Genomic DNA, 13,941 nt, shown 5'->3' with positions numbered 1-13,941 from the left:
GGGTGGTCCCGAGCCACGGTCGAGACGCTAGCGGACGCTCCGCGCCAAGTCAGGAGAACGCTCGATCGCAGGATCCGCGGCGCTCAGGCCGGGACCACTCCGGCAGCACCCGCGGCCTCGGCCCGAAGGTGGGCAGGCGCGCGGAACCCTGCCGCCACGAACGCGGCGTCGACGGCCCGCATCACGGCCTCGAGCCGCTCGACGGGCACCAGCGCGATCGCCGACCCGCCGAAGCCGCCGCCGGTCATCCGGGCTCCCACTGCGCCGGCCTCGACCGCGGTCTGGACGACGGTGTCGAGCTCGGGGCAGGAGATCTCGAAGTCGTCGCGCATCGACACGTGGGACGCCAGGAACTGTCGGCCGACCCCCGTCCAGTCGGCGGCCTCGATCGCCGCGACGGTCGCGGTCACCCGGTCGATCTCGGTCACGATGTGGCGGGCCCGGCGCCGGATCCGCTCGTCGTCGAGCGCCTCGACCGCGGCCAGGTCGGCCCGTCGCAGCGACGGCACGCCCAGCTGACGCGCCGCCTCCTCGCAGTCGGCACGGCGGGCGGCGTACCCACCGTCGACCAGCGCGTGCGAGACACGGGTGTCGGTCACCAACAGGGCCAGGCCCTCGGCCTCGAGCGGCAGCGGGACCGGGTGGGAGGTGTGGTCGTCGAAGTCGATGAGCAGCGCGGCCCCGGCCTCCGCGAGCATCGCGACGGTCTGGTCCATCCCGCCGGTCGGGGCACCCGCCACCTCACTCTCCGCGCGCATGCACGCGGTGACGAGGTCGCGGCGCACGCCGGGAGTGGTCTCGACGCCGAGCAGGTGCGCCACGGCGACCGCGACCGAGCACTCGAGCGCCGCCGAGCTGGACAGCCCGGCGCCGAGGGGGACGGTGCCGTCGACGAACACGTCGACACCCGGCACGTCGTGCCCTTCCTCGCGCAGCGCCCACAGGACGCCGGCGACGTACGACGCCCATCCGGTGACCGTCCCCGGCCCGAGGGTGTCGATCCGCCCCTCCCAGGGCTCGTCGTTCTGACGGCTGGCGATCCGCACCCGGCCGTCCTCGCGTGGGCCGACCGCGGCGTAGGTGGCGTGGGGGAGCGCGAGCGGCAGGCAGAGGCCTGCGTTGTAGTCCGTGTGCTCGCCGATCAGGTTGACCCGGCCGGGGGCGCGGCCGACGACGGCGGGCTGGTGGCCGAAGGTGGTCTCGAATCCGGTGCGCACGCCGCGGGCGAGGTCGTCCGGGGTGCCGGGCTCCACGAAGGACATGGCGGCCAGCCTAGGCTCTGCGGCATGACCGAGAGCGAGGGGATCTCACCGGAGCACGTCGAGCTCGCCCACCAGCTGTGCGACCTCGCCAGGCTGGGCCACGTGCAGCGGCTGGTGGCCTACGTCGAGGCCGGGGTGCCCGTCGACCTGACCGATGCCTCGGGCAACACGCTGCTCATGCTCGCGGCCTACCACGGACACGCCGAGACGGTGGACGCACTGGCCGGCCTCGGTGCAGACGTGGACCGGTTGAACGACCGCGGCCAGTCGCCCCTCGCCGGGGCCGTGTTCAAGGGCGAGGACGACGTGGTGGCGACGTTGCTGGCGCACGGAGCCGACCCGGACGCCGGGTCGCCGACCGCGCGGTCGACAGCGCAGGTCTTCGGCAGGGAGATGTTCGGTCCGACCCGCTGAGCCGCCTCGCGTAGATTCTCCCGTCGTGCAGTTCCTCCACGACACCACGCCCCAGCACGACCTGACCTACGACGACGTCTTCATGGTGCCCCGGCACTCGGCGGTCGGCAGCAGGTACGACGTCGACCTCGCCACCTCCGACGGCACCGGCGCCACGCTCCCGCTGGTCGTGGCCAACATGACCGCCATCGCCGGCAAGCGGATGGCCGAGACGGTCGCCCGCCGAGGCGGCATCACCGTCATCCCGCAGGACATCCCGATCCCGGTCGTCGCCGAGGTGGTGCGCTTCGTCAAGTCGCGGCACCGCCTGTTCGACACCCCGATCGAGCTGACCCCGCACCAGACCGTCGCGGAGGCGCTCTCGCTGATCCCGAAGCGCTCCCACCGCGCCGCGGTGGTGGTCCGGGACGGGCGCCCGGTGGGCGTCGTGTCCGAGGAGGACTGCGCCGACGTGGACCGGTTCGCCCAGGTCCAGGACGTGATGAACCCGCACCTGGTCACCGTCACCCCGGCGACCGACCCGCGGGCCGCCTTCGACGCCCTGCACGCCGCCAAGGCGCCGATCGCGGTCGCGGTCGACGACGACGGTCTGCTGCTCGGCGTCCTCACGCCCACCGGCGCGCTGCGCGCCACCGTCTACGAGCCGGCCGTCGACGCGTCGGGCGGGCTGCGGATCGCCGCCGCCGTGGGCGTCAACGGCGACGTGGCCCAGAAGGCCGCCGACCTGCTGGCGGCGGGCGTGGACTGCCTGGTCGTCGACACCGCGCACGGCCACCAGGACCGGATGCTCGAGGCGCTGGCCGCGGTGCGCGGGCTGTCGCCGCAGGTCCCGGTCGCGGCCGGCAACGTCGTCTCCGCGGAGGGCACGCGCGCGCTCATCGAGGCCGGCGCGGACATCGTCAAGGTCGGTGTCGGGCCGGGTGCGATGTGCACGACCCGGATGATGACCGGGGTCGGCCGGCCGCAGTTCTCGGCCGTGCTCGAGTGCGCCCGGACGGCGCGGGAGATGGGCCGCCACGTCTGGGCCGACGGCGGTGTGCGGCACCCGCGCGACGTCGCGCTCGCCCTGGCGGCCGGTGCGTCCTCGGTGATGATCGGCTCCTGGTTCGCCGGCACGCACGAGTCGCCCGGCGACCTGCTGCACGACTCCCAGGGACGCGCCTACAAGGTGTCCTTCGGGATGGCCTCGGCGCGCGCAGTGGCGAACCGCACCTCGACGGAGTCGGCGTTCGACCGGGCCCGCAAGGGGCTCTACGAGGAGGGCATCTCGTCCTCGCGGATGTACCTCGACCCCGCCCGGCCCGGCGTGGAGGACCTCATCGACCAGATCTGCTCCGGCGTCCGGTCCGCCTGCACCTACGCCGGGGCGACGTCGCTCGAGCAGTTCCACGAGCGTTCCGTCGTGGGCGTCCAGTCCGCGGCCGGCTTCCACGAGGGAAGGCCGCTCGCCACCAGCTGGTGACGAGCGGCCCTCGGGTCGTGCTCGGTGGGGGAGCGCCTCAGCGGGCGGGCTCCTCCGACTCCGCGTCGGGGTGACGCTCCACGGCGAGGACGAAGTCGTCCCCGTGCTCGGTGACACCCGCGACGACGGCTGCCTCGACGGCCTCCGCGGCGTACTTCTGGCGCACCATCAGCGGGTCGGTGCGCAGGTCCTTCACCAGCGCGACCGACAGGCCGATCATCACCAGGACGAACGGCAGCGCCGCCACGATGGTGATGGTCTGCAGGCCGGTCAACGCATCGGAGCCTCCGACGAGCAGCATCACCGCGGCCACGGCGCCGGTGGCGACGCCCCAGAAGATCACCGTCGGCTTGCTCGGCTCGATGGTGCCGCGCTCGGACAGGGTGCCCATCACGATGGACGCGGCGTCGGCGCCGGAGACGAAGAAGATCGCCACCAGCACCATCACGACGATGCTCGCCACCGTGGCCAGCGGGTAGGCCTCGAGCGTGCTGAACAGCTGCGACTCCACGCCGCCGGCGCCGGCGATGTCGGTGCCGGTCTTCTGCAGGTCGATGGCCGCGCCACCGAAGATGCAGAACCACACGAGGCTCACCAGGCTGGGCACCAGCAGCACGCCGGTGACGAACTGCCGGATCGTGCGGCCGCGCGAGATGCGCGCGATGAACATGCCGACGAAGGGAGTCCAGGAGATCCACCAGGCCCAGTAGAAGACGGTCCAGCTCTGCAGCCAGGTGTTGGTCTTGCCGCCCTCGGCGCCCGTGCGGGCGGACATCATCGCGAGGTCCTGGATGTAGCTGCCGATCGAGGTCGGCACCAGGTTGAGGATGAAGACCGTGGGCCCGAGGACGAACACGAAGAGGGCCAGCGCGATGGCGAGCACCATGTTGATGTTCGACAGCCACTGGATGCCCTTGGCGACGCCGGAGACGGCCGACAGGACGAACGCGACCGTCAGCACCGCGATGATGACGACCAGGATGCCGTTGCCGGTCCCGCCCCAGCCGCTGACGATCTTCAGGCCGCTGCGGATCTGCAGGGCACCCAGGCCGAGGGAGGCGGCGGAGCCGAACAGCGTGGCGAAGATCGCCAGCATGTCGATGACCTTGCCGGCGGGGCCGTTGGCGCGCTTGCCGAGCAGGGGCTCGAAGGCCGCCGAGATCAGCTGCAGGCGCCCCTTGCGGTAGACGCCGTACGCGATCGCCAGACCCACGACCGCGTAGATCGCCCAGGGGTGCAGCGTCCAGTGGAAGAGGGTGGTGGCCATGGCGTTCTGGGTGGCCTCGGGGTTGCCGGCCGCACCTGTGCCCGGAGGCGGGGTGGCGAAGTGGCTGATCGGCTCGCTGACGCCGTAGAACATCAGGCCGATGCCCATCCCGGCGCTGAACATCATCGCGACCCAGGAGACGGTCTTGAACTCCGGCTCCTCGTCGTCGCGGCCGAGGGTGATGTTGCCGAAGCGGCTCATGGCCAGCCAGATGACGAACACGACGAACGCGCTCGAGGTGAGCACGAAGAGCCAGCCGGTCTTGGCCATCGTCCAGGTCAGGGACTTGCCGGAGACCGTCGCCAGTGAGTCGGTGCTGACGAAGCCCCAGGCGAGGAACGCCACGGCGATGGCCGCGGAGACGCCGAAGACGACCTTGTCCAGGCCGGCTCGGTGGTGGCCCGCTTCCTCGACATGGACGTCGAGGGCCGGGTGGAGCTCGGTCTCGCCGGGCGGCGCCGTGTCCTCGGAGCTCACCCGGGGCACGGGTGGCTGGGTGGAGTGATCCTGCTGAGTCGTCACGTGTGTCGGCGCCGGTGGAGACGCCGCCTCCTTCGCTCGATCAGGTACGGGGAATGTTCGACCGTGCCAAGGCCCGAGCCTGAGCGCAATCTGAGAACGACACTTTCCCGGACCCGCGCCCGGTGAAACCGCTGGTCAGCCCAGAGTTTCCGGACGCGGGGTGATCTCGCGCACGCCGGCGCTCAGGAGCCGAACCGGTCCACGTAGGCGATCACCCGGTTGAACATGGTGCTGACCGTCGTCAGGTCCGCGAAGCCCGCCGCGGGCTCGTCGGCGAGCTCGTACAACAGCGGCGACGCCGCGGCCACGCCGTGCTCCTGGGCCACCCGAGCGCACACCCTGGCCGCATCGCGGACCGCGCCCGCCTCGACGGTCCACAGGGACTCGAAGACACGCTCGCGGTCCGGGACGTCGCCCTGCCCCGGCAGCTCCCAGGCGGTCAGCGCGACCGGCAGGTCGCGGGACTCGCAGACCACGAACCACTCCCGGCGCATCGGCTCGTCCGCCGCCAGCGCGACCGTCTCCAGCCGGGGGAGAGCCGGCGGGTCCGAGCCCTCGGGGAAGTCGGCGAACACCATGGTGGAGGCGGCCACCCGCGACAGCTCGGTCCAACGCTCGCGGGCGGACCGGAAGTAGCGATCGCGCTGGAAGCCGCCGAACAGGTGAGCACGCTCGGCCCGGGCGCAGAACTCGTCCTCGATGGCCCACGACAGCGCGAGCAGCGTCGACTTGCGCAGCCGCTGGGCGGCGAGCTGGGGGTGCCGGCGGCGAAGCTCCGCGAACACCGAGGGGGTCGCGGGCTCGGCCGCCGCCATCGCCTCGGCGATGGCCACGTCCAGGCGGACGCCGGCGTCGCGACGGCGTACGACGTGGTCGACCGCCGCCACGTGCCCCTCGTCGTAGCGACGGTGGCCGCTCTCGAGCCGGGCCGGGACCGGGAACCCGTGGCGGGACTCCCACATCCGCAGGGTCGCCGGGCTGACGCCGGTGCGGCGGGACAGATCCCCGATCGTGAGGGCCGAATCGTCGTCGACCCCTTGCGCGGGCGTCGGTGCTGTGGTCATGCTGAGGAACATACCTCAACAATCCGTTCAGGTATATGTCTAACTTCGGAGGCGATGGCGATGTCCATCAACAGCTCGGTCACCACCCAGTCCGTCGACGGCAGCAGCCCGGAGGTCGTCGACTGGACCGACCTCGGTCGCAAGATGTGGTCGTTCCTCACCGGCCGGGAGGCCGCCATCAACTACACGTTCGTCGACATGAGCGTCGAGGTCCCGCGCGACACCGGGTCCAACGCCCCCCGCGCCACCTGGAAGCTCAACGGAACCCTCCAGGTCACCACCAGCGACAACGCCACCGGCCAGGCCTGACCGGTGGCCGTCACCGTGCAGGTCCGCGCCGACCTCGACTTCGAGGTGACCGTGCCCGGGAGCGACCCGGTGCACGGGACCCTGCGGGGCGCCGGCAACCGCTTCGACCTCGAGGTCGACGACCCCGGAGCCTTCGCCGGCGGCCAGGACGCGCCGGCGATCCGCGCCCTCGCCACGGCGCTCGCCCGCCGCGGCATGGCCGTGCGGGTCATGCACCGGGGCAACCACCTGGTGACCTTCGGCGCGGTCCGTGCACCGTGGTGGCAGCGGCGGGCCACCGGCTCCCGGCACATCCGGCTCGGCAGCCTGCGCGGGGCCTGGACCTCCGCGCGGTCGCGCAGCCGGGACACCGCGCCGGTGCTGCCGGACCGCTCGCTCGCGCCACCGACCACCCTGTGGCCGCCGGCCCCGACGTTCCTGCGCCGCCCGCGCCGGAGGATCACCACCACCCACGACCCCGCCCGGGGTGGCGGGGCGCGGCTGGTGATGGTGCCGGGGTCGGAGGTGTGGCCGGGGGAGCGGCAGGCGGTCTTCTGGCTCTCCGACGGCGTGACGACCATCGGCAGCGAGGCCGGGTGCGACGTCACCCTGCCGCGACTGACGGCCCTGCACGCCGAGGTGGTGCACGACGAGGACGACGAGTTCGTGCTCGTCAGCCACGAACCCGACACGCGCGTCAACGGCGCCCGGGTCCGGCGGCAGGTGCTGCGCACCGGCACCCGGGTCCAGGTCGGGCCCTGGCTGCTGGCCTACTACCGGGAGGAGTACGCCGACCACGGCCGGCCCTACGGCGGCCGGATCGGCGGCGAGCTCGGCCACCAGCGGCCGCAGCCACCGCGGGACGCGCTCCAGTAGCTCGGGTCAGCCTCGCGAACTGCGCTCGGTCCGGCCCCGCACGATGCCGATGAAGGTCTGCACGCGGGGGTCCTCGTTGTCGACGAGCCACGCCAGCCCGACCTTGGTGGGCGGCAGGTCGCGCACCGGGCGGTACGCCGTGTCCTTGCGGTGGTGCAGGCGGGCCACCGACATGGGCAGGATCAGCACGCCGGTGCCGGCCGCCACCACCTCGACCGCGTCGCGGACCGACATGGGGGGCCAGTCGAGCTGCGCCGCCGACGGCGTCCAGCCCGACTCGTGGGGGAGCACCAGCTGCTCGTCGTCGAGGTCGGCGAGGTCGACCTCCTCGACCACCGTGGCCACGTGGTCCTTGACGACCACGACCACCGGCAGCTCGTCGTACAACGGGATGCAGTGCAGGCCGTCGCGGTCGACGGGCAGCCTGACCAGGCACATGTCGAGGCTGCCGTCGCGCAGGCCGCGCTCCTGGTCGTCCTGCTCGACCGGGACCAGCTCCAGCGGCTGGTCCGGGTGCCGCCGGCGCCAGGTCCCCGCCCACTTGTCGGGGGTCGCGCCGGTGACGAAGCCGATCCTGAACGGAACCTGAGGCGTGGACACCCCGGCAGGCTAGCCTGAGGTGATGAGCACACGGAGGAGGGCGGCACTCGGCGGCCTGCTCGCAGCGGCCCTGCTCGTCTCGGGGTGCAGCAACGGGGGCGGGAGCGGGAGCGGCGGCGACGCGCAGCACCCGGCCGCGAGTCTCGCCGGGGGGACCGCGACGCCGTCTGCCGGCGCGGCTTCCCCGGGGACGCAGTCCGGGACGCACGCCTCCTCGGCCGCGTCGCGGGTCCCCCGACCGCCGGCCAGGCGGGTCACCAAGCTGCTCGTGCTGGTGGTCGAGAACCACTCCCTGCGCCAGATGAGGACGGGGATGCCGTGGACCTTCCGGCTGGCGCACCGCTACGGCTACGCCACCCGTTACCACGCCATCACGCACCCCTCGCTGCCCAACTACCTCGCCATCGCCGGCGGCAGCACGTTCGGCGTGCGCGACGACAACAACCCCGTTGCCCACCAGCTGTCCGGACGTTCGGTCTTCGGCCAGGCCCTGAACCGTGGCAAGACCGCGAAGGCCTATGCCGAGGGGATGCCCTCACCGTGCTCGCTGACCAACAACGGCCCCGGCAGGTACGCCGTCCGCCACAACCCGTGGACCTACTTCACCGACGAGCGGGGCTCCTGCAACAAGCACGACGTCCCGTTCACCGCGCTCGCAGGGGACGTGAAGGACGGGGCGCTCCCCAACGCCGGCTTCGTGGCGCCCGACCTGTGCCACGACGCCCACGACTGCTCCCTGAGCGTCGCCGACGACTGGATGAGGTCGACCATCCGCACGGTGATGGACGGCCCGGACTGGGCCTCGGGACACCTCGCCGTGGTCGTCACCGCCGACGAGGACGACCGGCACAGCGGCAACCGGGTGCTCACGGTGGTGGTGCACCCCTCGCAGCGCGGCCACGTCGTCCGCAAGCCGCTCACGCACTACTCCCTGACCCGCCTCTACGACCAGGTGATCGGCGCCAAGCCGTTGCGGAAGGCGAAGAAGGCGACCTCGATGGCGAACGCCTTCGGCCTGCCGATGCCGAAGTCCTGATCCCGCGGGGCCGAGTGGCCCCGCGGCCCGGGCCGTTGGCCACTGCGCCGGCCCGTCTCCGTCCGCTGGACTGAGGACCATGAGGAGACTCCTGGTCCTGGGTGCCGGCACGGCCGGGACCATGGTGGCCAACAAGCTCCGGCGACGGCTGGCCGAGACCGACTGGAAGGTGACCGTCGTCGACCGCGACGACGAGCACCACTACCAGCCGGGCTACCTGTTCGTCCCGTTCGGCGGGTACGACCGCTCCGACGTCGTGCGCAGCAGGCACCACACCCTGGTGGACGGTGTCGAGCTGGTGCTGGGCGAGGTCGACCGGGTGCTGCCCGACGACGACGCGGTGCTGCTCGCCGACGGCCGCCGGCTCGACTACGACCAGCTCGTCGTCGCCACCGGCACCACCCCCCGACCGGACCAGACCCCCGGTATGAGCGGGCCGCTGTGGCGCCGCAGCATCTTCGACTTCTACACGCTCGAGGGTGCCGAGGCGCTGGCCGAGGCCCTCGCAGGGTTCGACCACGGGCGGCTCGTCGTCCACGTCACCGAGATGCCCATCAAGTGCCCGGTGGCGCCCCTCGAGTTCGCGTTCCTCGCCGAGGCCTGGCTGCGCCGGCGCGGCATCCGCGACCGGGTCGAGCTGGTCTACGTCACGCCCCTCGACGGGGCGTTCACCCGGCCCGTCGCCTCGGCGTACCTCGGTGGCCTGCTGGAGGACCGCAAGATCGCCGTGGAGGCCGACTTCCTGGTCGAGCGGATCGACGAGGAGCACAGCGCCCTGGTGTCCTACGACGAGCGTGAGGTTCCGTTCGACCTCCTCGTCACGGTGCCGCTGAACATGGGCGCCGACTTCGTGGGCAGGTCGGGGCTCGGGGACGAGCTCAACTACGTCCCGGTCGACCCGCACACCCTCCTGTCGCGGGCGCACACCAACATCTTCGCCATCGGCGACGCCAACGACATCCCGGCGTCGAAGGCCGGGTCGGTGGTGCACTTCTCGGTTGAGGTCTTCGTCGGAAACTTCCTGCAGCACGCCGCCGGGCTGCCGATGACGGGGTCCTTCGACGGGCACGCCAACTGCTTCGTCGAGACCGGGGACGACAAGGCGCTCCTCATCGACTTCAACTACGACACCGAGCCGCTGCCCGGCCGTTACCCGCTGCCGTACGTCGGACCGCTGAGCCTCCTCAAGGAGACCCGCGCCAACCACCTCGGGAAGCTGGCGTTCCGGCACGTCTACTGGAACGTGCTGCTGCCCGGGCGACCCGTCCCACTGCCCGCCCACATGTCCATGTCCGGCAAGCACGTCCCGTCCCAGGAGGCCTGAGATGCCCACCACGACCATCGAGGGTCACCACATCCAGGTCGACGCCGAGGGGTTCCTGACCGAGCCCATGGAGTGGACCGACGAGCTGGCCCGGGCGCTGGCCGCGCGGATCGGACTCGAGCTCACCGACGAGCACTGGAAGGCGATCCGGTTCGTCCGCCAGGACTTCGCCGACCAGGGCGAGACGGCCACCCTGCGGCGCCTCAACGTCGTGGGCGGCATCCCCACCAAGACGATGTTCGCCCTCTTCCCGCAGAAGCCGGCCAAGAAGCTGGCGTACGTCGCCGGGCTGCCCAAGCCCCGCGGGTGCGTCTGACCCTCGCCACGCCGCTGCCGTCGATCCCGCCGCCCATCCCGCCGATGCCCCTGACCCGGAGAACGACATGACCACCACCGACAGCCCCGACACCGCCGCGATCGTGCCGTCGTTCGGCGAGGCCGAGCCCGGGCGCAAGCTCGCCATCATCTGCTCCAAGGGGAACCTGGACATGGCCTACCCCGGGCTGATCCTGGCGAACGCGGCGCTGGGGGAGGGTGTGGAGACCCACCTCTTCTTCACGTTCTGGGGCTTCGAGATGATCAACCGCAAGACGATGGGCCACCTGAAGTTCACGATGCTCGGGAACACCGCGACACACCTGCCCCAGGGCCTCGGGGGCCTGCCCGGGATGACGGCGATGGCGACCCACCAGATGAAGAAGGCCATCGCGGACCTCGACGTGCCCGACGTGCCTGAGTTCCTGCAGCAGATCGTCGACTCGGGCGGCCACCTGTGGGCGTGCCGGATGTCGGCCGACATGCAGCACCTCGGCCTCGACGATCTCTACGAGGAGGTCGAGGACATCATCAGTGCCTCGGACTTCATCGAGAAGACGGCCGGCGCGCAGCTGCTGTTCATCTGAGCCCGAGCGGGACGCTCAGTCGGCGAGCGCCTCGACCACGACCCCGCCCAAGCGCGCCTCACCGATCGAGCACCCACGCCCGTCGACCCAGCAGCGGCCGGACGCCGTCACCTCCTCGCACGGGCCGATCTCCGTGCCCTCGTCGTCGACCAGGTAGGCCTCGAACCCGCCCGAGAACGACGTGTTGCGTCCCTGCACCCGGCGGCCGTGCGCGTCGGTCGTCCGCCCCGCGCACTCGTCGCAGACGGCCCGCGGGTACCGGTCCAGGTGGGCGGCCGGGAGGCCGCACAGCGGGCAGGCGTGGGTGTAGGCGCCGTGTCGGCCCGGCGGTCGTGGAGGCGCCATCAGGTGGTCGTCCGCAGCCAGCGTGCGCAGCGGGTCCCGCGGGGAGCGACGGAGCCGGAGCCACAGCCAGTCCGCGTAGTCGCGGTCGCGGTCGCTCGCCAGTCGCGGGTCTCCCACCGACGCCACGGCAACGCCGCGGCGCACCGCCTCGACGGCTGCCTGCTGCCACGGTCCGAGCTCGTCCCACTCGACGTCGCGGTGCCGGTGCCGGGCCCGCGCCAGCCACGCGTCCAGCTCGGGGCCGGGGTCGAGAGCCGACAGCAGCGAGCTGCCGCAGGTGCCGTCGTACGCCGCGACCAGCAGCTGCTCGCCGTCGGTGAACGCCACGCCACCGCAGGTCTCGTCGGCGTCGAACGCGGCGTGCGGGAAGCGGCGCAGGTCGCCGGGGCGACGCGAGGTGGCGCGGGCCCAGGCGATCGCCGTGTCGAGGGTCAGGGGGAGCTCGGGACGCTGCACGAGCTTCACCGTAGGCGAGGCCGGCCGGGCCACCAGAACCGGTCGCCGAGCACGGCCACGAGGGCCGGCACCAGCAGGCTGCGCACCAGCAGGGTGTCGAGGAGGACGCCGAAGCCGACGATCACGCCGAGCTGGGTGAGCACGATCAGCGGCAGCACCCCGAGCACCGTGAAGACCGCCGCGAGCAGCACGCCGGCGCTGGTGATCACCCCACCGGTGACGGCCAGGGCGCTGGCGATCGCGCTCCGGGTGTCCTCGCGCGCAGCCTCCTCGCGCGCCCGCGTGGCCAGGAAGATGTTGTAGTCGACCCCCAGCGCCACCAGGAACAGGAAGGCCAGCAGCGGCACGTCGAGGTCGAGGGCCGGGAAGCCGAAGAGGTGGTCGATCGCGAGCCAGCTCGCCCCCATGCTCGCGGCGTAGGTCGCCACCACGGTGGCGACCAGGAGCAGCGCCGCGACGACCGAGCGCAGCAGCAGGAGCAGGACGACGACAACGACGGCGAGGATGATCGGGATGATCACCGCCCGGTCGTGCTCGGCGGTGGCCCGGGCGTCGACCGCCTCGGCGTCGGCGCCGCCGACGAGCGCCGTGTCGCCGAGCGTGTCGCGCAGGGCCGACACGATCTCGGCGCTGCGGGCCGACTCGGGTGCGGCGTCCAGGGTGGCGTCGATCTCGGCCAGGTCCTCGGACTCGGGGCCGAGGCGCGCCTCGGCGACGCCGTCGGTGCCGCGGACGGCCGCGAGCACCTCGTCGGCGCGGTCCGGGCCGGTCAGCACGACGGTCGGCTCACCGGACCCCGCCGGGAACGCGCGGGCCAGGACCTCCTGCCCGGTGACCGCCTCGGGGGTGGCCCGGAACTGCTCGTTGAGGGACAGGCCGGTGGTGATGCCGAGGGCCCCGGCCGCACACGCCACGAGCACGGCGACGCTGGCGACCATGACCGGCCAGGGCCGGTGCACCACGAAGGAGCCGATCCGTCCCCACACGCCGGCCGAGGCGTCGCCGGCCTCGTCGCCCACGCGGGGCACGAACGGCCAGAAGAGGCCGCGGGGGAACACCACCATCGCCGCCGGGAGCACGACCAGCGCGAAGACGACCGCGGTGACGATGCCGATCGCACCGGCGTACCCCAGGCTCCGGAGGCCGGGGTCGTCGGCGAAGGAGAGGCTGAGCAGGGCGAGCACGACCGTGGTGGAGCTGGCGAGCACGGCTCCGCCTGCCTGGCGCAGCGCCAGTGCCATCGCGTGGGTCCGGTCCTCGAGGCGGTGCAGCTCCTCGCGGTAGCGGGCGATCAGGAGGAGGGCGTAGTTGGTGCCGGCGCCGAAGACGAGCACCGAGGTGATGCCGATCGTCGAGTCGTCGACGGTGAAGCCGAGCGTGTCGGTGCCGATGCCGACGAGCCGGGTCGCCACCTGGTCCGCGGTGCCGATGACCGCGAGCGGGACGAGCCAGAGCCACGGGCTGCGGTAGGTGATGAGGAGGAGCAGCGCCACCACCCCGGCGGTCACCGCCAGGAGGGTCGTGTTGGCGCCGTCGAAGACCGCGGCGAGGTCGACCTGGTAGGCCGGCCCGCCCGTCACCTGGGCGCGCAGCCCGTCCGGGAGCCCGGTGCCGACGATGCCGCGCAGGTCCTCCACCGCAGCCCGCAGGTCGGCGTCGGACAGCGAGGTCGAGAGCGGGACGAGGGCGATCGCCGCGGTCCGGTCGGGCGAGGGTGCCACGACCAGGTCCTGGTCGGGCTCGGCGCCCACCTCCTGCAGCCGGGGCGAGAGCTGGCGGATCGCGGCCAGGTCGTCGCGGCCGAGCTCCTCACCGCCCCGGTCGAAGACCACGATCGCCGGCGCCACGCCGCTGGAGGGCAGCTGCTCCTGCAGCCGGGCCACCTCGGTGGAGTCGACGCCGTCCGGGAGACCTGCGGTCGGGCCGTCCGCCTTGACGGGTTCCGGGCCCATCCCGATCAGCAGTCCGGCCGCCACCACGGCGGTCAGGATCACCAACCAGCGTCCGGCGACCCCGACCAGCCGGTCGAGCGGGCCACGACGGTGGAGGGCGTCCCGGGGCGGGAGCGTGTCGACGCTGCCCCGCGAGTTGTTCCTGTCCTCGAGTATTCCCATGACAGGAAT

Annotated in this window: 14 protein-coding genes; 8 read left to right on the top strand and 6 right to left on the bottom strand. The window is 72.5% G+C overall.

The genetic code is table 11. The features are described from left to right. Positions 1–83 precede the first annotated feature (83 nt). Complete coding sequence (gene galK, locus ACZ43H_RS08025; RefSeq protein WP_464589196.1) at positions 84–1,262, bottom strand: galactokinase; 1,179 nt, start codon at positions 1,260–1,262, stop codon at positions 84–86. Positions 1,263–1,286: 24 nt separating this feature from the next. Between galK and ACZ43H_RS08020 the strand changes: the two genes are divergently transcribed. Both ACZ43H_RS08020 and ACZ43H_RS08015 read left to right on the top strand, forming a co-directional pair. After that, the gene (locus ACZ43H_RS08020; protein ID WP_464589194.1) at positions 1,287–1,676 is read left to right on the top strand and encodes an ankyrin repeat domain-containing protein; all 390 of its coding nucleotides are present in this window, start codon (positions 1,287–1,289) and stop codon (positions 1,674–1,676) included. Between the two features lie 82 nt (positions 1,677–1,758). After that, positions 1,759–3,138, top strand: coding sequence for a GuaB1 family IMP dehydrogenase-related protein (locus tag ACZ43H_RS08015; RefSeq protein ID WP_464590767.1), 1,380 nt, complete (start codon positions 1,759–1,761; stop codon positions 3,136–3,138). A 37-nt stretch (positions 3,139–3,175) separates the two neighbouring features. Here the strand turns inward: ACZ43H_RS08015 and ACZ43H_RS08010 are convergent, their stop codons facing one another. Both ACZ43H_RS08010 and ACZ43H_RS08005 read right to left on the bottom strand, forming a co-directional pair. Continuing rightward, complete coding sequence (locus ACZ43H_RS08010) at positions 3,176–4,891, bottom strand: BCCT family transporter (RefSeq protein ID WP_464589192.1); 1,716 nt, start codon at positions 4,889–4,891, stop codon at positions 3,176–3,178. 218 nt (positions 4,892–5,109) lie between these two features. After that, positions 5,110–5,991 carry a DICT sensory domain-containing protein gene (locus ACZ43H_RS08005; protein ID WP_464589191.1) on the bottom strand — a complete coding sequence of 294 codons (882 nt, stop codon included), beginning with the start codon at positions 5,989–5,991 and terminating at the stop codon, positions 5,110–5,112. 60 nt (positions 5,992–6,051) lie between these two features. On the opposite strand from ACZ43H_RS08005, the gene ACZ43H_RS08000 reads away from it, so the two are divergent. Both ACZ43H_RS08000 and ACZ43H_RS07995 read left to right on the top strand, forming a co-directional pair. Further along, positions 6,052–6,300, top strand: coding sequence for a hypothetical protein (locus tag ACZ43H_RS08000; protein WP_464589189.1), 249 nt, complete (start codon positions 6,052–6,054; stop codon positions 6,298–6,300). Between the two features lie 3 nt (positions 6,301–6,303). Next, positions 6,304–7,155, top strand: coding sequence for an FHA domain-containing protein (locus ACZ43H_RS07995; RefSeq protein ID WP_464589187.1), 852 nt, complete (start codon positions 6,304–6,306; stop codon positions 7,153–7,155). A 6-nt stretch (positions 7,156–7,161) separates the two neighbouring features. Here ACZ43H_RS07995 and ACZ43H_RS07990 read toward each other — a convergent pair whose 3' ends face one another. Then, entirely contained in the window at positions 7,162–7,755 is a 594-nt protein-coding gene (locus tag ACZ43H_RS07990) for a LysR family substrate-binding domain-containing protein (RefSeq protein ID WP_464589185.1), read from the bottom strand. A 22-nt stretch (positions 7,756–7,777) separates the two neighbouring features. Here ACZ43H_RS07990 and ACZ43H_RS07985 point away from each other — a divergent pair, with 22 nt between their 5' ends. The 4 genes from ACZ43H_RS07985 (at position 7,778) to ACZ43H_RS07970 (ending at position 11,017) form a co-directional block, all read left to right on the top strand. After that, positions 7,778–8,791, top strand: coding sequence for an alkaline phosphatase family protein (locus ACZ43H_RS07985; protein ID WP_464589183.1), 1,014 nt, complete (start codon positions 7,778–7,780; stop codon positions 8,789–8,791). 79 nt (positions 8,792–8,870) lie between these two features. Continuing rightward, a complete protein-coding gene (sqr, locus tag ACZ43H_RS07980; RefSeq protein WP_464589181.1) occupies positions 8,871–10,115 on the top strand; it encodes a type III sulfide quinone reductase, selenoprotein subtype in 1,245 nt (414 codons plus the stop codon). A gap of 1 nt (position 10,116) precedes the next feature. Next, positions 10,117–10,431, top strand: coding sequence for a TusE/DsrC/DsvC family sulfur relay protein (locus ACZ43H_RS07975; protein WP_464589180.1), 315 nt, complete (start codon positions 10,117–10,119; stop codon positions 10,429–10,431). A gap of 67 nt (positions 10,432–10,498) precedes the next feature. Next, positions 10,499–11,017, top strand: a complete 519-nt coding sequence (locus tag ACZ43H_RS07970) for a DsrE/DsrF/DrsH-like family protein (protein ID WP_464589178.1) — start codon at positions 10,499–10,501, stop codon at positions 11,015–11,017. Between the two features lie 15 nt (positions 11,018–11,032). Here the strand turns inward: ACZ43H_RS07970 and ACZ43H_RS07965 are convergent, their stop codons facing one another. Both ACZ43H_RS07965 and ACZ43H_RS07960 read right to left on the bottom strand, forming a co-directional pair. Further along, a complete protein-coding gene (locus ACZ43H_RS07965; protein ID WP_464589176.1) occupies positions 11,033–11,818 on the bottom strand; it encodes a hypothetical protein in 786 nt (261 codons plus the stop codon). A 5-nt stretch (positions 11,819–11,823) separates the two neighbouring features. Beyond that, positions 11,824–13,932, bottom strand: a complete 2,109-nt coding sequence (locus ACZ43H_RS07960; RefSeq protein WP_464589175.1) for an MMPL family transporter — start codon at positions 13,930–13,932, stop codon at positions 11,824–11,826. Positions 13,933–13,941: the final 9 nt, after the last annotated feature.

It is taken from the genome of Nocardioides sp. DN36 (genome assembly GCF_055380375.1).
The sequence above is the reverse complement of the archived record's forward strand: the minus strand, read 5'-3'. Positions and strand labels throughout refer to the sequence as shown.